The sequence below is a fragment of the Nocardioides convexus genome (genome assembly GCF_011090295.1).
This window is the reverse complement of sequence record NZ_JAAMYA010000001.1, coordinates 1,969,919-1,989,321: the sequence shown is the minus strand read 5'-3', so window position 1 is coordinate 1,989,321 and position 19,403 is coordinate 1,969,919. Positions and strand designations below refer to the sequence as shown.

The 19,403-nt window shown below is 72.5% G+C and carries 16 protein-coding genes, 7 pseudogenes and 1 riboswitch; of the genes and pseudogenes, 13 read left to right on the top strand and 10 right to left on the bottom strand.

Going from position 1 to position 19,403, the window contains the following annotated elements; genetic code table 11:
• Positions 1-40 precede the first annotated feature (40 nt).
• The 4 genes and pseudogenes from G5V59_RS14800 to G5V59_RS14785 form a co-directional block, all read right to left on the bottom strand.
• A pseudogene (locus tag G5V59_RS14800) lies at positions 41-550 on the bottom strand (MFS transporter); the annotation flags it as partial.
• Between the two features lie 77 nt (positions 551-627).
• Positions 628-1,317 (bottom strand): hypothetical protein, encoded by a 690-nt coding sequence (locus G5V59_RS14795; RefSeq protein WP_278256962.1) that lies wholly within the window; start codon positions 1,315-1,317, stop codon positions 628-630.
• A gap of 273 nt (positions 1,318-1,590) precedes the next feature.
• Entirely contained in the window at positions 1,591-1,818 is a 228-nt protein-coding gene (locus G5V59_RS14790) for a hypothetical protein (protein ID WP_278256961.1), read from the bottom strand.
• A 9-nt stretch (positions 1,819-1,827) separates the two neighbouring features.
• Positions 1,828-3,315, bottom strand: a pseudogene (locus tag G5V59_RS14785) (trehalose-6-phosphate synthase).
• Positions 3,316-3,416: 101 nt separating this feature from the next.
• Between G5V59_RS14785 and G5V59_RS14780 the strand changes: the two are divergent.
• Together G5V59_RS14780 and G5V59_RS14775 are read left to right on the top strand one after the other, a co-directional pair.
• Positions 3,417-4,772: a sensor domain-containing protein gene (locus G5V59_RS14780; protein WP_278256960.1), complete on the top strand. Its 1,356-nt coding sequence runs from the start codon at positions 3,417-3,419 to the stop codon at positions 4,770-4,772.
• Positions 4,769-5,434: pseudogene (locus G5V59_RS14775) on the top strand (response regulator transcription factor). The gene G5V59_RS14780 and the pseudogene G5V59_RS14775 overlap by 4 nt, the downstream one beginning before the upstream one ends.
• Here G5V59_RS14775 and G5V59_RS14770 read toward each other — a convergent pair.
• Positions 5,413-5,727, bottom strand: a complete 315-nt coding sequence (locus G5V59_RS14770; RefSeq protein ID WP_278260300.1) for a hypothetical protein — start codon at positions 5,725-5,727, stop codon at positions 5,413-5,415. The pseudogene G5V59_RS14775 and the gene G5V59_RS14770 overlap by 22 nt on opposite strands.
• 388 nt (positions 5,728-6,115) lie before the next feature.
• A pseudogene (locus G5V59_RS14765) lies at positions 6,116-6,478 on the bottom strand (Gfo/Idh/MocA family oxidoreductase); the annotation flags it as partial.
• 60 nt (positions 6,479-6,538) lie between these two features.
• Between G5V59_RS14765 and G5V59_RS14760 the strand changes: the two are divergent.
• The 5 genes and pseudogenes from G5V59_RS14760 (at position 6,539) to G5V59_RS14740 (ending at position 10,406) form a co-directional block, all read left to right on the top strand.
• Positions 6,539-6,835: a DUF3263 domain-containing protein gene (locus G5V59_RS14760; RefSeq protein WP_278256959.1), complete on the top strand. Its 297-nt coding sequence runs from the start codon at positions 6,539-6,541 to the stop codon at positions 6,833-6,835.
• Between the two features lie 23 nt (positions 6,836-6,858).
• Positions 6,859-7,629: a LytR C-terminal domain-containing protein gene (locus G5V59_RS14755; RefSeq protein WP_278256958.1), complete on the top strand. Its 771-nt coding sequence runs from the start codon at positions 6,859-6,861 to the stop codon at positions 7,627-7,629.
• Positions 7,630-7,696: 67 nt separating this feature from the next.
• Positions 7,697-8,497 carry a trehalose-phosphatase gene (locus tag G5V59_RS14750; RefSeq protein ID WP_278256957.1) on the top strand — a complete coding sequence of 267 codons (801 nt, stop codon included), beginning with the start codon at positions 7,697-7,699 and terminating at the stop codon, positions 8,495-8,497.
• Between the two features lie 135 nt (positions 8,498-8,632).
• Positions 8,633-8,778, top strand: a riboswitch (SAM riboswitch).
• Between the two features lie 10 nt (positions 8,779-8,788).
• Positions 8,789-10,079, top strand: a pseudogene (thrC, locus tag G5V59_RS14745) (threonine synthase).
• Positions 10,080-10,126: 47 nt separating this feature from the next.
• Positions 10,127-10,406, top strand: a pseudogene (locus tag G5V59_RS14740) (MoaD/ThiS family protein).
• A gap of 238 nt (positions 10,407-10,644) precedes the next feature.
• On the opposite strand, the gene G5V59_RS14735 reads toward G5V59_RS14740, so the two are convergent.
• From G5V59_RS14735 to G5V59_RS14720, 4 genes are all read right to left on the bottom strand, one after another.
• The gene (locus tag G5V59_RS14735) at positions 10,645-10,947 is read right to left on the bottom strand and encodes a hypothetical protein (RefSeq protein WP_278256956.1); all 303 of its coding nucleotides are present in this window, start codon (positions 10,945-10,947) and stop codon (positions 10,645-10,647) included.
• Entirely contained in the window at positions 10,944-11,873 is a 930-nt protein-coding gene (locus G5V59_RS14730) for a hypothetical protein (RefSeq protein ID WP_278256955.1), read from the bottom strand. Before G5V59_RS14730 ends, G5V59_RS14735 begins: the two co-directional genes overlap by 4 nt.
• Before the next feature lie 318 nt (positions 11,874-12,191).
• Positions 12,192-13,181, bottom strand: coding sequence for an AMP-binding protein (locus G5V59_RS14725; protein WP_278256954.1), 990 nt, complete (start codon positions 13,179-13,181; stop codon positions 12,192-12,194).
• A 60-nt stretch (positions 13,182-13,241) separates the two neighbouring features.
• Entirely contained in the window at positions 13,242-13,775 is a 534-nt protein-coding gene (locus tag G5V59_RS14720) for an AMP-binding protein (protein WP_278256953.1), read from the bottom strand.
• A 71-nt stretch (positions 13,776-13,846) separates the two neighbouring features.
• Between G5V59_RS14720 and G5V59_RS14715 the strand changes: the two genes are divergently transcribed.
• From G5V59_RS14715 to G5V59_RS14690, 6 genes and pseudogenes are all read left to right on the top strand, one after another.
• A complete protein-coding gene (locus tag G5V59_RS14715) occupies positions 13,847-14,380 on the top strand; it encodes an OsmC family protein (RefSeq protein ID WP_278256952.1) in 534 nt (177 codons plus the stop codon).
• On the top strand, positions 14,377-15,243 hold the full coding sequence (locus G5V59_RS14710; protein WP_278256951.1) for a GDSL-type esterase/lipase family protein: 867 nt from the start codon (positions 14,377-14,379) through the stop codon (positions 15,241-15,243). Before G5V59_RS14715 ends, G5V59_RS14710 begins: the two co-directional genes overlap by 4 nt.
• A gap of 10 nt (positions 15,244-15,253) precedes the next feature.
• On the top strand, positions 15,254-15,814 hold the full coding sequence (locus tag G5V59_RS14705; protein WP_278256950.1) for a hypothetical protein: 561 nt from the start codon (positions 15,254-15,256) through the stop codon (positions 15,812-15,814).
• Between the two features lie 472 nt (positions 15,815-16,286).
• Positions 16,287-17,868 (top strand): annotated as a pseudogene (groL, locus tag G5V59_RS14700) (chaperonin GroEL).
• Between the two features lie 74 nt (positions 17,869-17,942).
• On the top strand, positions 17,943-18,491 hold the full coding sequence (locus tag G5V59_RS14695) for a nucleotidyltransferase family protein (RefSeq protein WP_278256949.1): 549 nt from the start codon (positions 17,943-17,945) through the stop codon (positions 18,489-18,491).
• 52 nt (positions 18,492-18,543) lie between these two features.
• Entirely contained in the window at positions 18,544-19,365 is an 822-nt protein-coding gene (locus tag G5V59_RS14690; RefSeq protein WP_278256948.1) for an AAA family ATPase, read from the top strand.
• Positions 19,366-19,403: the final 38 nt, after the last annotated feature.

Here is a 19,403-nt window from a genome sequence, read left to right as displayed (position 1 = left end):
CGCCGGGGGAGATGTCGCCGACGGGTGCGTCCCGGGTGCCGCGGTAGGCGAGCAGTGCGCCGGCGAGGATGACCAGCGCCATCGCCGCGCCCATCGCCCGGTAGCCCTCGCGGCCACCGATCGCGTCGCGGATCGCGGGTGCGCTCGCGCCGGCCAGCAGGATCGTGAACGCCAGGATCGCGACCCGCCAGGTCATCAGTCGGGTGCGCTCGGCGTAGGAGTCGGTGATCTCGGCGGGCATGGCGACGTAGGGCACCTGGAAGAAGGCGTACGCCGTCGCGCAGGCGAGGAACGCCACCAGCACCCACGCGGCGTTCGCCGCCTGCGTGCCCAGGTCGGGCGCGGCGAAGAGCAGCGCGAAGCACACCGCCAGCGCGATCCCCGCCCGAAGCAGCCACGGGCGGCGCGGCCCGCGCGGGTCCACCGAGCGGTCGCTGATCCGGCCGGCGAGCGGGTTGAGGACGACGTCCCACGCCTTCGGCAGGAAGACGATCGCGCCGGCCGCCAGCGCGGGGACGGCGAGGGTGTCGGTGAGGTACGGCAGCAGCATCAGCCCCGGCACGGTGCCGAACGCGCCGGTGGCGACCGACCCGGCGCCGTACCCGGCGCGGGTGCGGGGACCCAGGCTCACTTCGCCAGCGAGCGCGAGGCCGCCGACGACGTACGACGCTTGCGGTTGGTGCCGATCGGCACGACCGGCTTGTTGTCGGTGGACCACTCGGTGATCCACTCGTCCATCGCGATCCAGGTGGTGGTGCGCGCGGCGCGGCCGGTGAGCATGCCGAGGTGGCCGCCCGGCACGACCTCGAAGCGGACCTCCTCCGCGTTCTGCAGCAGCGGGACGACGGCCCGCACCGCCGGCACCGGCGCGATCCCGTCGGTGGCGCCGCCGAAGACCAGCACGGGCACGGTGATGTCGGCCGGGTCGATGGTCCGGTCGTCGAGCTCGAAGGTGCCGGTCGCGAGCCTGGTTGCCCTTGGCGAAGCGGTGGTAGAGCCTGACCGAAGGTGCGGCCGGGGTAGGCGATCATGTTGGCGGTGAAGTGGTCGACCGCCTCGATCTGCGCCAGGAACTCCCGGTCGTCGACGTGGGTCGCGAGCGCGATCGGCTTGGTGACGAGCTTCTGGAAGGCGCTGAGCCTGGAAGGCCCACTTCACCAGCGGCTTCGGCGCCCCGCCGAGCACCTGGTAGCCCTTGGTGATCGGTCCGTTGCCGTTGAACAGGTTGAGCAGCGGGCGGAAGGGCGCGAGCAGCGGCACCAGCGAGATGTCGATGGGGGAGCCGACGACGGTGAGCGAGGCGACGGGCAGACTCACCCGAGCGCTTGTCGGCCAGCGAGAGCAGGGAGAAGATCCCGCCGAGGCTCCACCCGATGACGTGCACCGGCCGGCCGCCGGCGTGCTCGGAGACCTCGCGGATCGCGGTCGGGACGACCTCGTCGATCCAGTGCTCCATGCCGAGGTTGCGGTCGCGGAAGGAGACCTCGCCGTACTCCACGAGGTAGGTGGGGCGCCCCTCCGTCACGAAGTGCTCCACCAGCGAGCACCCCCGGCGCAGGTCGTAGCGACTCGAGGGAGCCGCGAGCGGGGTCACGAGCAGGACCGGGTCGCCCTTCTCCTGCACGTGCCCCGAGGGCCGGTAGTGGTAGACCTCGCGCAGCACGCCGTCGTCGATGAGCGTGCGCGGCATCGGACGCAGGTCGGCGATGCCGCCGTAGAGCAGGCTTTCTGCGCGACGTTGCTCGCCGCGGCGACGACCTGGTCGGGACCCGGCAGCAGGCTCACCCCGGGGACCGAGCGCAGGGGCACCAGTTCCATGGCCGCACTCTACGGCGCCGCGGGGCTCCTCGGGTGCCTCGTCCGGTGGGGGAGCGGGCTCAGGATCGCTCGGCGGGGCGCAGGGCCTTGGTGTGGCCGTCGTGCGACTCGTCCTCCAGGCTCGGTCATGAAGTCTGTCGGCCCAGGCCTTCACGTCGTGCTGGGCGATCTGCTTGCGCATCGCCCTCATCCGGCGGGTGAGCTCCTTGGGCTCGGCCTGGTAGGCCTCCAGCAGGGCGCCCTTCATGCCGTTCATGTCGTAGGGGTTGACCAGCCAGGCCTGGCGCAGGCTCGTCGGCCGCCCCGGCGAACTCCGAGAGCACCGGGGCGCCGTCGTCCTCGATCCGGCAGGCGACGTACTCCTTGGCGACGAGGTTCATCCCGTCGCGGTACGGCGTCACGACCATCACGTCCGCAGCGCGGTAGAGCGCGGCCATCTCCTCGCGGGGGTAGGACGTGTGCAGGTAGGCGATCGCCGGGCGGCCGATCCGGCCGAGGTCGCCGTTGAGGCGGCCGACGAGCCGCTCGATGTCGTCGCGCAGGTTGCGGTAGTGCTCGACACGCTCGCGGGAGGGCACGGCCACCTGGACGAAGACGGCGTCCTCGACGGTGAGCCGGCCGTCGCTGATCAGGCTCGCCGAAGGCGCGCAGCCGGGCGTAGATGCCCTTGGTGTAGTCGAGCCGGTCGATGCCGAGGAAGATCTTCTTCGGGTTGCCCAGCGCCTCGCGGATCGCGGCCGCGCGCTCGACGACGGCCTCCGAGCCGGCCAGGCTCCTCGAAGCCGGCGGCGTCGATCGAGATCGGGAAGGCGGCGGCTCGCACGGTGCGCCCGTCGGGCAGGTAGACCAGGTCGCGGTGCGTCTTGTGGCCCACCCGCTGGCGGACCAGGCGGATGAAGTTCTGCGCGGCGCCGGGCGGCTGGAAGCCGACCAGGTCCGCGCCGAGCAGGCCCTCCAGGATCTGGCGGCGCCACGGGAGCCTGCTGGAAGAGCTCGGCCGGCGGGAACGGGATGTGCAGGTAGAAGCCGATCCGCAGGTCCGGGCGCAGGCTCGCGCAGCATCTGCGGGACCAGCTGGAGTCGGTAGTCGTGCACCCACACGGTCGCGCCCTTGGCCGCCAGGCCCGCGGCCTTCTCGGCGAAGCGGCGGTTGACCTTGACGTAGGTGTCCCACCACTCGCGGTGGAACTCCGGCTTCGCGACGACGTCGTGGTAGAGCGGCCACAGGGTGCCGTTGGAGAAGCCCTCGTAGTGCTCCTCGATCTCCTCCGCGCTCATCGAGAGCGGGACCAGCGACAGCCCGTCGTCCTTGAAGGCCCGCAGCCGCTGCTCGGTGCCGCCGGGCCAGCCGACCCACACCCCGTCGTGGGCGCGCATCACGGGCTCGATCGCGGAGACCAGGCCGCCGGGGGAGCGGCGCCAGGACGGCTTCCCGTCCGGCCCGGTCACGCGGTCGACGGGCAGGCGGTTGGCGACGATCACCAGGTCGTGGGCCACGTCGTCACCCTAGCGGTGGGGGTGGTGGTCGGGCTGGCCCGACAACCGTTGTCCTGCTGGCAGGATTCCGGGTACGACGCCCGGCGACCAGGCTGGACGTCATGACCGAGAGCCTGACCGAGACCCTGCTGATGAGCCCGAGCCCGCCGCCCGATCCCGCCGTGGACCTCGATGCCGTCGCCGACGACAGCGCGCCGCGGCCCGTGCGCCGCGGGCTGGTGGCGCGCACCCTCCACGACTCCGGGTACGCACTGTCGGCCTTCCCGCTCGCCCTCGTTGCTCACGTCGTCGTCATTACCCTGCTCGCCCTCGGAGCAGCCCTGTCGATCCTGATCGGGGGCGTCCTCGTGGTCGTCGTGGCGGCGCTCGTGGCGCGGGCCTTCGCCGTGCTGGAGCGGGTCCGGCTGCGCGCCCTGCGCGGGCAGGAGGTGCCGGCGCCGGCGTACCTGCGGGCGGGGGAGGGTGACCGGTTCTGGCGGCGCACGCTCACCCCGCTGCGCGACCCGCAGTCCTGGCTCGACGTGGTGTGGTCGCTGGTCGGCCTGCTGACCGGCACGATCGCGTTCGGGATCGCGCTGGTGTGGTGGGCCGCGGTGGGCACCGGGGCGTCGTACTGGTTCTGGGAGCGCTTCCTGCCGCGCGACAGCGACCAGCAGGGCCTCGCCGACCTGGTCGGCCTCGGGGACAGCCGGTCCACCGACGTCTGGTTCAACACCGCCATCGGGCTGGTCGCGCTGCTGACCCTGCCGCTGGCCGTGCGCCTCGCGGCCGTGCTGCACAGCAGCCTGGCGTCCGTGCTGCTCACCAGCCGTGCCGAGTCTGCAGGGCCGGGTCGCCCGGGTCGAGCAGAGCCGCGAGTCCGCGCACCGGGCCGAGGCGGAGTCGCTGCGCCGCCTGGAGCGCGACATCCACGACGGCCCGCAGCAGCGCCTGATCCGGCTCGGCATGGACCTGGGCCGCGCCCGGATCCAGGCTCTCCCAGGACCCCGACCACGCCGCCCGCACGCTGGACGCCGCCGTCGCGCAGACCCGGGCCGCGGTCGAGGAGCCTGCGCGCCCTCTCCCGCGGCATCGCCCCGCCGCTGCTGGTCGACCGCGGCCTCGCCGCCGCGGTGGGGGAGATGGCCGACGGCCAGCCGGTGCCGGTGCGGGTCGTGGCCGACGTACCGAGGGGACTGCCGCTGGCGGTCGAGACCGCGGCCTACTTCGTGGTCGCCGAGGCGCTCACCAACGTGGTCAAGCACAGCGGTGCCAGCCGGGCCGATGTCACCCTGGTCGTCGTGGACGGCGCGCTGCAGGTGACGATCGACGACGACGGACGTGGCGGTGCGTCCGCGCGCCCCGGCCACGGCCTGTCCGGGCTCCAGGAGCGGCTCGACGGCGTGGACGGACGACTGCTGCTCGCCTCGCCCGAGGGCGGGCCGACCCGGCTGCGAGCGGAGGTGCCGCTGCGTTGAGGATCGTGGTAGCCGACGACTCGGTGCTGCTGCGTGAAGGCCTCCAGACTGTTGCTGGCGGAGGCCGGTCACGAGGTGGTCGCCGCCGTCGGCGACGGCCCGGCCCTCGTCGAGGCGGTGCTGGAGCACCGTCCGGACCTCGCGCTGGTCGACGTCCGGATGCCGCCGAGCCACACCGACGAGGGCCTGCGCGCCGCGGTCGCGGTCCGGACCCGGTGGCCCGGTGCGCGGGTGCTCGTGCTGTCGCAGTACGTCGTCGCGTCGTACGCCGACGGTCTGCTCGCCACCGGCGAGGGCGGCGTGGGCTACCTGCTCAAGGACCGGGTCAGCGAGGTCGCGGAGTTCCTCGACGCGCTGGAGAGCGTGCGCTCGGGTGGGACGGTGCTCGACCCGCTGGTCGTGCGGCACCTCATGGGCCGGCGCCGGGACCCGCTGGAGGAGCCTGACCCCGCGCGAGCGCGAGGTGCTGGCACTGATGGCCGAGGGGCGCTCCAACGCCGCGGTCGCCGACGCGCTGGTCGTCTCGCTGGCGGGCGTGGAGAAGCACACCCAGCGGATCTTCGCCAAGGCTCGGTCTCTCACCCGACGACGACCAGTCGCACCGGCGGGTGCTGGCGGTGGTGCGCTACCTCAGCGCGGGTCAGGCCGGGTCGTCCGGGTAGCGGATCCCGGTGCTCGCGCGCAGCGCGTCCATCTGCCGCAGGACGGTGAGGGTCTGCGCGTGCGGCACCAGCGGGCTCTCCCGCAAGCCGGCGGCCAGGCAGCCCTGCACCTCCAGGATCTCGTTGCCGTATCCGCGTCCGACCACCGGCTCGGTCCCGGCGAGGGTGACGGCGTCCTCGGGCCGGCCGACCGGGGTGAAGACGGCGGCGGTGGGGTGGTGGAAGTCGCCCTGCGACTCGATCCGGCCCAGGTCGGTGGCGATCGCGGCGCCGCGCGAGGACCAGGACGTCATCGAGGCGTTCAGCGTGGCGAGCGCACCTCCCGGGTAGCGTCCGGCGATCGCGATGTCCAGGTCGATCCCGCTCGGCGCCAGGCTCGCGGTCGCGGTCAGGCTCCTCGGCCTCGCCGAGCATCAGGTGGGCGAAGGTCAGCGGGTAGATGCCCATGTCCAGCAGCGCCCCACCGCCGGACTCGGGGGCGAACATCCGGTCCGCGGGTCCGGCGTCCACCCGGAAGCCCAGACTCGGCTGCCACGTGGCGGGGCGTGCCGAAGCGGCCGCTCGCCAGGCTCCGTGCGCAGGCTCGCGGATCACCGGGTGGCAGGCCATCCACATCGCCTCCATCAGGAAGCGGTCGTGCTCCTGGGCCAGCCGGACCATCTCCTCGGCGTCCGGGGCCCGCAGCGTCAGCGCCTTCTCGCACAGCACGTGCTTGCCGGCGGCGAAGGCCGCGCGGACGTTCTCCAGGTGCAGGGCGTGCGGCGTGGCGACGTAGACGACGTCGACGTCGGGGTCGGCCAGCAGGGCGTCGTAGGCTGCCGTGCGCCCGGGTCTGCGGCGTGCCGTGCTCGGCCACGAACGCCTCCGCACCGTCGGCCGAGCGGGAGCCGACCGCCGCCAGCCGGGCGCCCGGCACCAGGGCCAGGTCCGTCGCGAAGGAGCGGGCGATCTTGCCGGTCGCCAGGATGCCCCAGCCGGTGGTCTCGCTGTTCGCCATGGCCTCGAGCCTACGGGGCGGCGCGCGGAGGCCCGAGCGAATGACATCCGTGTGATTCGCGGGTTACAGTGGCGTCGTCCACCTGTCGAGAGTGTCGAGGAGACCTCATGAGCGCCGAGCGCAGCCACCAGGACGCCACCCCGGCCGTTCCGGGTGACCTCAGCGAGCGGGACCGCGGGATCCTCGAGTTCGAGCGCCAGTGGTGGAAGTACGCCGGCGCCAAGGAGACCGCGGTGCGCGAGCAGTTCGACATGAGCGCCACCCGCTACTACCAGGTGCTCAACGCCCTCATCGACCGCCCCGAGGCCCTCGCGCACGACCCGCTGCTCGTGCGCCGGCTGCGTCGCCTGCGCTCTCAGCGCCAGCGCCAGCGCTCCGCCCGGCGCCTCGGCTTCGAGATCTGACCCACGCCACGAGAGAGGCGGCCATGACCTTCCCCACCTGGCCTGCTCGCCCCACCCGCCCCGGTGACCAGCGCGGTGCCGTGCTGCCCTCGCCCGTCGTACTGCTGAGCGTGGTGGCGGTCGTCCTCGCCGTCGTCGCCTTCGTCGCGACCCGCGGTGACAAGCCCGCCGAGCGCGACATCTCCGCGACCACCGCCGCCAGCACCCCGGACCCCACCGACACCGCCTCCTCCGGCGGCTCGTCGTCCGCCTCGCCGACGCAGAAGGCCTCGGACAAGCCCAAGCCGAAGCCGGTCAACCGCGCGAACCAGCCGGTCGTGGTCTTCAACAACACCGCGATCAAGGGCCTCGCCGGCCGGGTCTCGGAGAAGGTCAAGGAGGCCGGCTGGCCGGTCGCCGCCGCCGACAACTGGTACGGCACCGTCCCGGCGACCACGGTCTACTACCCGCAGGGCAAGAAGGCCGCGGCCCAGGCTGCTCGCGCTCGACCTGGGCATCGCCCGGATCAAGCCCGCCGACACCGGCTCCGACATGTCGGACAAGAACCTCACGCTCATCCTCACCGGCGAGACTGGACTGAGTCTGTCTGGGCCGAGCGCGTCGCTCCTTCGTCGCGCCGCGCTGCCGGCCTCGCTGTTGGCTCGCGTAGGTCCGCCTCCGCCCGGCGGCAAGCCTGCCGGCGCGCGGAACGGCGCCTCCCTGCGCCTGCGGTCGCTCGTTCCTCGCTTCCTCCGGTTCCGGGCCGGCTTCGTCCCGCGCTGCCGGCACCTTTGGCTGGCCGGCGGGCGGGGTGAGGGTCACAGGGTTGAGTTTTCACCTGGCGGACACCGTCGTCATGTGGAGACGTGGTGGGATGGGGCAGTGAGGTTCACGACGGCCGAGGGTGAGCAGCGGTACGACACCGTGGTCGGTGTCGCTTCCCGGACGGTGGTCGGGCTCGACTTCGACGGCACGCTGGCCCCGATCGTCGACGACCCGGCGAAGGCGCACATCCACCCCGATGCCGCTGCTGCGCTGGTGGACCTCGCCTCCGAGGTGGCGGCGATCGCGGTGATCACCGGTCGCCCGGCCCGGCAGGCGCTGGACCTGGGCGGGCTGGAGGAGGTCGGCGACGCGCTGCAGGCGGCCGGCAAGGAGCCTGTTCGTGTTCGGCCAGTACGGCAACGAGCGGTGGAGGCTCGGGCCGGCGCCGGATCCTGGGAGCGCGGCCGCCGCGTGGGCTGGCGACCTTCGAGCGGGACCTGCCACGCACCTTGCGCCTGGCCGGTGCCGACGACGCCTTCGTGGAGGACAAGGGACTCGCGGTGGCGGTGCACACGCGCCGGCTGCCGGACCCCGAGGCGGCCTTCGACCGGCTGCTGCCGCCGATGCGGGAGACTCGCCCGCCAGCACGGACTGGTGCTGGAGCCGGGGCGGTCGGTGATCGAGGTCCGCTCGGCGGGCTCGCACAAGGGCCTGGTCGTGGACCGGCTGGCGGCCGTGCTCGACGCGCAGGGCTTCGTCTTCGCCGGTGACGACCTCGGCGACGTGGAGGCCTTCGAGGCGGTCGAGGAGCCTGGCCAATCAGGGCGTCGCGCCGCTGCGGGTGTGCTCGGCCTCGGACGAGCAGAGCGCGCTCGTGGAGGCTCTCCGACGTCGTCGTCCGAGGGCCGGAGGGCGTGATCGCGCTGCTCAGCCGGCTGGCCGCCGACGCGCGTGCGCGCCGCTGAGCGTCGTACCGTCTCGAATCCTGGACGACAGTCTCGCCATCCGGGATCTCGATTCGTAGTGGGTGACCTGTCACCCGTACGCTGATCCTGCTCATCCAGAGGGACTGAGGGAACGGCCCGAAGAAGTCCCGGCAACCGCCGCGAACTCCCGGACGCGCCAGCGCAAGTGACGCGGACGTCGCGGAAAACGGTGCCAAATCCGACCCGGCGAAAGTCGCACGGGACAGATGAGAAGGAGGAATCCATGAGCGCCGTTGTGACCGAGCGGGACACGACCACCGAGACGACGACCGGCTTGCGTGAGGGCGCCTTCGGGCACGCCACCGCCCTGTCCTGTCGCGAGTGCGGCCACCGGGTCGACCTGGGCCCGTTCTACGCGTGCCCGGAGTGCTTCGGCCCGCTGGAGATCGCCTACGACTTCCCGCAGGTGACCCGCGAGGAGATCGAGGCCGGACCGCGCAACATCTGGCGCTACAAGGCGCTGCTGCCGGTGCCAGCGGACATCGAGTCCAGCCCCAACACCGAGCCCGGCTTCACCCGGCTGCTCGACGCCAAGAACCTCGCCGCCGGAACTCGGTGTCGCGAAGATCTGGGTCAAGGACGACTCGACCAACCCGACGAACTCCTTCAAGGACCGGGTCGTCGCCTGCGCGCTGAGCGCCGCTCGCGAGCTCGGTGCCACCACCTTCGCCTGCCCCTCCACCGGCAACCTCGCCAACGCCGTGGCCGCCGCCGGTGCCCGCGCCGGGATCAAGACCGTGGTCTTCATCCCGAGCAACCTGGAGCAGCCCAAGCAGGTCAACTCGGCGATCTTCACCGAGAACCTGGTCGCCGTCGACGGCAACTACGACGACGTCAACAAGGCTCGCCTCCGAGATCGCCGGCGAGGAGGAGGGCTGGGCGTTCGTCAACGTCAACGTGCGGCCCTACTACGCCGAGGGTTCGAAGACCCTGGGCTACGAGATCGCCGAGCAGGCTCGGCTGGCGCCTGCCCGACCAGGTCGTCATCCCGGTCGCCTCCGGCTCGCAGGTCGACCAAGGTCGACAAGGCCTTCCAGGAGCCTGATCAAGGCTCGGCCTCGTCGAGGACAAGCCGTACCGGATCTTCGGTGCGCAGGCCGAGGGCTGCGGCCCGGTCGCCACCGCCTACAAGGCCGGCACCGACGCGATCCGCCCGGTCAAGCCCGACACGATCGCCAAGAGCCTGGCGATCGGCAACCCGGCGGACGGGATCTACGTGCTCGACATCGCCCGTCGTACCGGCGGTGCGGTCGAGGAGGTCACCGACGAGGAGATCCGCGCCGGGATCGTCCTGCTCGCGCGCACCGAGGGCATCTTCACCGAGACCGCCGGCGGTACGACGCTCGCCGTCACCAAGAAGCTCGTCGAGACCGGCCAGGCTCGACCCCACGCTCGAGACCGTCGTCATCAACACCGGCCACGGCCTGAAGACCCTCGACGCGGTCTCCGGCCAGGTCGGCGCCGCCGCGACCATCGCCCCGACCTACGCCGCCTTCAAGGCCACGGGTCTCTGATCAACCCCTCCCGCACCCGCAGCACTCGCAGAATCGAAGGAACTCCCATGGCAGTCAGCGTCCGGATCCCGACCATCCTCCGCACCTACACCGGCGGTGACTCCGAGGTGAGCGCGACCGGCGCCACCCTCGCGGAGATCCTCGACGACCTCGACGCGCGCTTCGCCGGGATCAAGGGCCGGATCGTCGACGAGGACGGCAAAGCTGCGCCGGTTCGTCAACGTCTACGTCAACAACGACGACGTCCGCTTCGAGCAGGACCTCGCCACCCCGACGCCCGACGGCGCCGAGGTGTCGGTGATCCCGGCCGTCGCGGGGGGTTGCTGAGGCGAGAGGTCTCAGCCGACGGGGGCCGGGAAGACGATCCGGCCCTCGACGTCGACGGTCGCACCGTCGCTGAGCTCCGAGCCGAGCGTCCCCTTCACCGTCAGGCTCGACCGTGACCGGGTCGCACGAGGCGCGCACGACCGTCAGCGCCCCGCTCGACTCCTCCTCGCTGGTGGCGGTCTCCACGTCGGGCCGGACGGCGACGAAGAGGTAGAGGTTCTTCGGGCCGACCTCCTGGTCACCGGTCTCGATGGGCAGGCTCGAAGGCACGACCGCCGTCGACGTCGTCCGGGAGGATCTCCCCGATGAGCCGTGCGCCGCCCACGGTGCCCCGCAGCTGCAGCATCTCGGTGTCGGGGTACTCCTCGCTGGGGCCGCAGGTGGCGGTGATGTCGTCGAGCACGACCTCGCTGCCGTCGGCCTTGGTCACCACGAGCCGGGTGGGCCCGGCCGAGCGCTCGTCCTCCGGCGCGTCCGTGTCGTCCCCGCACCCGGCGGCGAGCACGAGCAGCGGGAGCAGGAGAACGGCGGCGCGCCTCACAGGTCCCGCCAGACCCACTTGTCGATGCGGACGCCGACCCAGTCGACGCGACCCGTCCTCGCGAAGGTGCCGGTCCACAGCACCCGGAAGCGCACGGTCCCGTCCGGGCGGATCAGGCTCGGGGGGACCTGGAAGCCGAGGTAGCCGGGACCGCCCTCGTCGTAGATGTCGAGGTTGCGGACCTTGCCGCCCGGGGCGACGACCTCCAGGTCGACGTCGCTGTACTTCCAGCGACCGCGGATGATCAGCAGCGCCCGCGAGCCTGGGATGCGATCGCGGGGGATCCGTACGCCGTGCGCCGTGCGGACGAGCGAGGTCTTGCGCCAGTTGGAGGTGGTCCGGCGGTAGCGCAGGCTGCCGTCCACCACCCGCATGCGGGCGTGCCGCCGGGTCAGGGTCGCGGACCGGGTCGCGTTGGCCCGCTGGACGCTCGTGCGCTGGCTGAAGACCCGGTAGGCGCGGGAGACCCCGAACGGCTCTGACAGGGGCCCGTCCTTGGGCCCCTGGTCGTCGTCGACCGTGAGGCGCATGCGGTAGACGCCCGGAGCGACCGTGTCGCCGTTGGAGTCTCTGCCGTTCCAGCGCAGGAACGGGTCCCGGGCGTCGACGTTCCAAGGCCCGTAGACGGCGCCTCCAGGGCCGACCACCTCGAACCGGATCCCGCCCCAGGCGAGGGTGGTGGCATCGAGACCGTGCCGGAAGGCGATCTCCTGCGCGACACCGGGGTTGAGGTCGTTGGGGAAGATGACGGTCGCGCTCCGCGCCATGGAGGTCAGTGGGCGCGCCGTGCTGACATGGATGTCGGTGGCCCGGGTCGTGGGGGCCTGGTCGGCGGCGGTGGCCGTCACGGTGAACCGGTAGGTGCCGGCGGCGAGCGTCGCACCGGTGGTCAGCGAGACCACCGCGATCTCCGCGGGATGGCCCACGTGGGCGGCCTCGAGCCTGCTCGTCGGTGAGATCGCCCTCCGCGACGGTCTTGCCCAGGCCGGCGAGGACCCAGTGTGCGGAGTCGGCGTTGGTGCTCACGTGCACGGTGGCCGACTCCCAGTAGCCGTCACCGTTCTCGCTCAGCAGCGCGCCGCCGTTGACGTACAACCAGAGCGGCGCGGCCGAGGCCGGCTGGGCGCCGAGCACGGTCAGGCCCAGCGCCGCAGCGCAGAGCAGGATCAGGAAGCGACGCACGAGTCCCCCGGAGAGCGATGGGCGCGGACTCCCGCCACGCCGGTCAGCGGATCTTATGTTGCCTAGACCTGCCCTGTCGACAACAGGGTGGCCGCGAGCGCGGCGCTGGCGGGGTAGTCGACCTTGCTGACCGGCGTGCGCGGCACCTCGTCCACGAAGAACACGGTCTTGGGCACCTTGTAGTTCGAGATCAGCGCCCGGCAGTGGGCGCGCACGCCCTCCTCGTCGAGCGTCGAGCCCTCGCGGCGCTGGACGAGCGCGGTGACCTGCTGGCCCCAACGCTCGTGCGGCGTTCCGACGACGACGGCGTCGAACACCTCGTCGTGGCGCAGCAGCACCGCCTCGACCTCCTCGGGGTGCACCTTCTCGCCGCCGGTGTTGATGCAGACCGAGCCGCGCCCGAGCACGGTGACCGAGCCGTCCTCCTCGCGGCGGGCGAAGTCGCCCGGGATCGCCCAGCGCACGCCGTCGATCTCCTTGAACGTCGCGGCGGACTTCACCGGGTCCTTGTAGTAGCCCAGCGGCACCGCGCCGCGCCGGCCGAGCAGGCCCTCCACGCCGACCGGGCAGGGCGTCAGGTCGGGGGCGAACACCTCCACCTTGTCGTCCACGGTGAACCGGGGCGCGCCGGTGGGTGCCTCGGAGCCGTCGTCGATGCGGGATCCTGCGGCGCCCGACTCGGAGGCGCCGTAGGTGTCCAGGACGAAGCGGCCGGGCAGGGCCCGCCGGATCTCCTCCCGTACGCCGTCCGAGAGCGGTGCCGCGCCGTTGGACACCGCCGCGAGGCTGCTCAGGTCCCACCGGTCCGGCTCGGCGAGGATCGCCTCGGCGACCGGGCGGCCCATCGCGTCGCCGAGGAAGGTCAGGGAGACGACCCGGGCCTGCTCGACCAGGTCGAGCACACCCTCGGCGCTGAACGTCGGCTCGGTGTAGAGCGCGACGGTCTGGCCGGCGACGTGGCCGTTGCCGAGGATCCACTGACTGCCGCCGTGCATCATCGGCCCGCACGCGAGCAGCACCATCGGCGCCTCGACGGCGAGCGCCTCCTCCACGGGTCTGCTCGACCGAGTCGAGCGGTGCGCCGTAGCGGGCGGCGTTGAGGGCGGCGCGCATCAGGTCCTCGTTGCGCCACACCACGCCCTTGGGGTTGCCGGTGGTGCCGCCGGTGTAGAGCACGTAGTGGTCGTCGGCGCTGCGTCCGTTGACCGGGCGCTCGGGGGAGGCGGCGGCGAGCGCGGCGTCGTAGCCCTCGCCGAGGACGACCAGGCTCCCGCAGGCTCGGTACGTCGAGCGCGCGCACCGCCTCGACGTACTCGGGGGCGATGATCGCGGCGACGCAGTCGGCGTTGTCGTAGAGGTAGGCCAGGCTCGTCGCGCAGGTACTTGTAGTTGATGTTGATCGGCACCGCCCGCGCCTTGAGGCAGCCGTAGAGCGCGTCCACCCACTCGATCCGGTTGGTCGCGTGCACCGCGACGTGCTCGCCGGGACGGACGCCGAGACCGATCAGGTGGTTGGCCAGCCGGGTCGAGCGGTCGTCGATCTCGGCGAAGGTCCACGCCCGGTCGCGGGTGAAGATGGCGACGCGGTCGGGCAGGGCGTCGGCCATCGCCTCGAGCACGTCGGCCAGGTTGAGCGGGCGCTGCACGGTCGCTGTGGTGGGGGTCACACCGGACAGACTGCCAAACTAGAACGCGTTCTCGCTACAGAATGGGTCGAGTGACCGATCACCACTACGCGCTCGACCTGGTCTGGCAGGGCAACCGGGGCAGCGGTACGACGGGCTACCGCGACTACGGCCGCGACGTCCTGCTCACCGCCGCCGGAAAGCCCGACCTCGCCGGCTCGGCCGATCCCACCTTCCGCGGCGACGCGACCCGCTGGAACCCCGAGGAGCTGCTGCTGGCCGCGCTCGCCCAGTGCCACCTGCTGTCCTACCTGCACAGCGCGGTCACGCACGGCGTCGTCGTCACGGCCTACGACGACAGCCCGGTCGGCACGATGGCCCAGGCCGGTCAGGGTGGGCACTTCACCGAGGTGGTGCTGCGACCGCGGGTCACCGTCGCCGATCCCGCGCACGTGCAGGCTGGCCCGGGAGATCCACCACGAGGCGAGCGAGAACTGCTTCATCGCCGCGTCGGTGAACTTCCCCGTGCGCCACGAGCCGGTGATCGAGGTCGCGGGCTCCTGACACCGACCCGCCACCGCAGGGCCACCGTCCGTTCAGGGGGCTCTGGTTCAAAGCAGGCATGAGCCGCACCCGCAGGACCCTGGTCGCCGTCGGCGTCGCCCTCGCGGGCGTCGGGGTCACCACCGGCGGGGGACGCGAGTCTGCTGCGCCGCCAGGCCGCGATCGCCCGGGCCCGGATCGGCAAGCCGCTGGGGGAGCAGGCGGTCCCGGCCGACAAGACGTGGAAGAAGAAGTACGCCGGCGTACCGCTGGACCTGCTGGTGCTGGGCGACTCGATCGCCGCGGGCCTGGGCGCCGAGCGCCCGAAGGACACCCTCGGCGCGCGCGTCGCCCGCGGCCTCGCGGGCGAGCCTGCACCGCCCGGTCCGGCTGCGCACCGCCGCGATCGTCGGCTCGGAGACCTCGGCGCTGGCGGGCCAGGCTCGACGGGCTCCCGCCGGGGTACCGCGCGGACGTGGCGGTCATCGTGGTCGGCGGCAACGACGTGACCCACCGGATCCCGGTGGCGACCTCCGCGGCGCAGGCCTGGAGGAGGCGGTGGTCCGGCTGCGGGAGCAGGGGACCGAGGTCGTCGTCGGCACCTGCCCGGACCTGGGCGCGCTGCGGCCGGTGCCACAGCCGCTGCGCTCGCTGGGCTCGCGGATGTCGCGCCAGGCTCGCCGGTGCCCAGGCCGAGGTGACGGTGCGCAACGGCGCGCACGCGGTCTCGCTGGCCCGGGTGGTGGGGCCCTTCTTCATCACCAACCCCGACGAGATGTTCAGCCTCGACCGCTTCCACCCCAGTGCGCTGGGCTACAAGCGCACGGCGAAGGCGCTGCTGCCCTCGGTGCTCCTGGCGCTGGGTCATGCCCAGGACGTCCCCTTCGGGCACCACGCGCCGGCGCCGGGCGGAGGCTCGCCGGAGCGCCGAGGCCCCGCCGGTTAGCCTCGCGGGCGTGACCACGGTGCTGCTCGCGACCTACGACCTGATGCCCGACGGCGAGCCGGGCGGCGACCTGCTCGTCGAGGCCTTCGCCGAGCGCGGGGTGGACGCGCGCTGGGCGCGCTGGGACGACCCGTCCGTCGACTGGGCGGGCGCCGACCTCGTCGCGGCCCGGTCGGTGTGGGACTACCACCGCCGCCTGCCGGAGTTCCTCGCCTGGGCGTCCCGCGTCGAGGCCACGACCCCGCTGCTCAACGGAGCCGAGGTGTTCGGCTGGAACGCCGACAAGATCTACCTGGCCGAGACTCGCGGACGTCGTGCCCATGGTCCCGACGGCGCCCCTCGACGACACCGAGCTGGCCCTCGGCCTGCGCGCCGGCCTGGAGCGGTGGGGGAGCGTGGTGATCAAGCCGCGCACCGGCGCCGGCGGCAACGGGCTCGTCGTGGCGGAGAGCCTTCACCGACTACCGGCTCGAGGGCCTGGCCCGTGGGCCCTGGATCATCCAGCCGGTCGTGGAGACGGTGCGCACGGTCGGGGAGTCCTCGGTCTACGTCCTCGGCGGCGCCGCGGTGAGCCAGGTGGACAAGTCTGCCGGCCGGCGGGGCGAGCGGCGAGGTCCGCGTCCACGAGCCTGTACGGCGGCAGCACCCGCCCGGTCCCGCTCGACCCGATCCGGGCCGGTGTCGCGGTGGAGGCGGTGCGTGCCGTGGAGCGGCGCACCGGCGCCGACCTGGCCTATGCGCGGATCGACCTGATGGTCTGGCGCGACGCCTGGGTGGTCAGCGAGCCTGGAGTCGATCGAGCCGGGCCTCTACCTCGACGTCGAGCCGGCGAACGCCGCGCACTTCGCCGAGGCCGTCGTACGGCGGCTGAGCCGAGGCTGAGAAGAGCACCCCGCTCCTTGCACTCGCCATGGTCGAGTGCTAAACATGATGCTGGCACTCTCGCCTTGAGAGTGATAACGGACATCGCGAAGGAATCGCAGGAGTTATGTCGAAGGCTGATTGCTTTCAACGAGGAGGCCCGGCGTGGCCTCGAGCGTGGCATGAACACGCTCGCCGACGCCGTCAAGGTCACCCTTGGCCCCAAGGGCCGCAACGTCGTCCTGGAGAAGAAGTGGGGCGCCCCCACGATCACCAACGACGGTGTCTCCATCGCCAAGGAGATCGAGCTCGAGGACCCCTACGAGAAGATCGGCGCCGAGGCTGGTCAAGGAGGTCGCCAAGAAGACCGACGACGTCGCCGGTGACGGTACGACGACCGCCACGGTCCTCGCCCAGGCGCTCGTCAAGGAGGGCCTGCGCAACGTGGCCGCCGGCGCGAACCCGATGGGTCTCAAGCGCGGCATCGAGGCGGCCGTGAGCGCCGTCTCCGAGCAGGCTCCTCGGCCCGGCCAAGGACGTCGAGACCCGCGAGCAGATCGCCGCCACCGCCACCATCTCCGCCGGCGGCGACGCCACCGTCGGCGACGCCATCGCCGAGGCGATGGACAAGGTCGGCAAGGAGGGCGTGATCACGGTCGAGGAGTCGAACACCTTCGGCATCGACCTGGAGCTCACCGAGGGCATGCGCTTCGACAAGGGCTACATCTCGGCGTACTTCGTCACCGACCCCGAGCGCATGGAGACCGTCCTCGAGGACGCCTACGTGCTCATCGCCAACTCCAAGATCAGCAACGTCAAGGACCTGCTGCCGCTGCTGGAGAAGGTCATGCAGTCGGGCAAGCCGCTCGTCATCCTCGCCGAGGACGTCGACGGCGAGGCGCTGTCGACCCTGGTCGTCAACAAGATCCGCGGCACGTTCAAGTCGGTCGCCGTCAAGGCCCCCGGCTTCGGCGACCGCCGCAAGGCCATGCTGCAGGACATCGCGATCCTGACCGGCGGCCAGGTCATCTCCGAGGAGGTCGGCCTCAGCTCGGAGTCGGCCGGCATCGAGTTCGCTCGGCCAGGCCCGCAAGGTCGTCATCACCAAGGACGAGACCACCATCGTCGAGGGTGCCGGCGACCAGGCCCAGATCGAGGGCCGGGTCAACCAGATCCGCGCCGAGATCGAGAACAGCGACTCCGACTACGACCGCGAGAAGCCTGCAGGAGCGCCTCGCCAAGGCTGGCCGGCGGCGTGGCCGTCATCAAGGTCGGCGCGGCCACCGAGGTCGAGCCTCAAGGAGCGCAAGCACCGCATCGAGGACGCCGTCCGCAACGCGAAGGCTGCCGTCGAGGAGGGCATCCTGCCCGGTGGTGGCGTCGCGCTCGTCCAGGCCGGTGCCACGGCCTTCGACAAGGCTCGAGCTCGAGGGCGACGAGGCCACCGGTGCCAACATCGTCAAGGTGGCGCTGTCCGCTCCGCTCAAGCAGATCGCGATCAACGCCGGTCTCGAGGGTGGCGTCGTGGCGGAGAAGGTCGCGAACCTTCCCGCCGGCCAGGGCCTCAACGCCGCGACCGGTGAGTACGTCGACCTGCTGGCCAACGGCATCATCGACCCGGCCAAGGTGACCCGCTCTGCGCTGCAGAACGCCGCGTCGATCGCCGCGCTGTTCCTCACCACCGAGGCCGTCGTGGCCGACAAGCCGGAGAAGGCCGCCCCCGCGGGCGACCCGACCGGCGGCATGGGCGGCATGGACTTCTGAGTCCCGCCGCTCGACCGAGCACAGCCCACAGGGCCCCCGCGCACCGCGCGGGGGCCCTGTGGCATGTTCGGGGCATGAGCGTGACCGGGCTCCTCCTCGCCGCCGGCGCCGGCTCCCGGATGGGCATGCCCAAGGCACTGGTGCACGACGAGCACGGGTCGTGGCTGGTCCGCGCGGTGCGGGTGCTGCGCGAGGGTGGCTGCCCGCGGGTGGTGGTCGTGCTCGGCGCGGGCGCCGACGAGGCGGAGCCACTGGTCGCCGGACTCTCGGGCGTCACGGTCGTGCGCAGTGACGACTGGGCCAGCGGGATGGGCGCCTCGCTCGCGACCGGGCTGGCCGCGGCCGAGGGGGAAGCCGCGCTGGTCCACCTCGTCGACCTGCCCGACGTCACCTCGGCGGTGGTGGCCCGGGTCCTCGCACCCGGAGCGGAGGCGAGCACGCTCGCCCGGGCGTCGTACGACGGGCGGCCGGGGCATCCCGTCCTGCTCGGCCGGGACCACTGGGCCGGCGTCGCGGCCAGTGCGACCGGCGACCGTGGTGCGCGGGAGTACCTCGCCCGCCACGACCCCGTGCTGGTCGAGTGCGGCGACCTGGCGCAGGGTCACGACGTCGACACCCGCTGATTCGGCAACAGTTGCCAACCTCGGACCAACGGCGGCGGCCTAGCCTTGGTGCATGGACACCCGTGTCGCCGACCTCGCGCGCCGGCTGGGCGAGACCGGGTACCTCTGCGACGACGACCTCGCCACCGTGCTGTTCCTCTCCCTGGAGATGGGCCGCCCGCTGCTGCTGGAGGGCGAGCCCGGCACCGGCAAGACGGCCCTCGCCGAGGCGGTCGCGGTGGCGCTGGACCGGCCGCTGATCCGGCTGCAGTGCTACGAGGGGATCGATGCCACCCAGGCGCTCTACGACTGGGACTTCCCGCGCCAGATCCTGCACCTGCGGGCGCTGGAGGCACTCTCCGGCGGAGAGCGGGGTGACCTGGCCGAGGCCGAGAAGAGCCTGTACGACGAGCGGTTCCTGCTCGCGCGCCCGGTGCTCGCCGCGCTGCAGCAGTCCCCGGTCGTGCTGCTCATCGACGAGGTGGACCGCGCGGACGACGAGTTCGAGGCGTTCCTGCTGGAGGTGCTGTCCACCTTCCAGGTGACCATCCCCGAGCTCGGCACGATCCAGGCGAGCACCCCGCCGACCGTCGTGCTGACCTCCAACCGGACCCGCGAGCCTGCACGACGCGCTCAAGCGGCGCTGCCTCTACCACTGGATCGACCACCCGGGCCTGGACCGCGAGATCGCCGTGGTCCGCTCCCGGGCGCCCGAGGTCAGCGAGGCGCTCGCCCGCCAGGTCGTGGGCGTCGTCCAGCAGGCTGCGCGCCGGCAACGACCTGCTCAAGCCGCCGGGCGTCGCGGAGACCCTGGACTGGGCGCGCGCCCTGCAGCACCTCGGCACCGTCGAGTCCGAGGTGGAGACCGCGGCGCGCACGCTCGGCGCGCTGGTGAAGTACCGCGACGACGCCGAGCGCGTCCGCGCCGCCCTC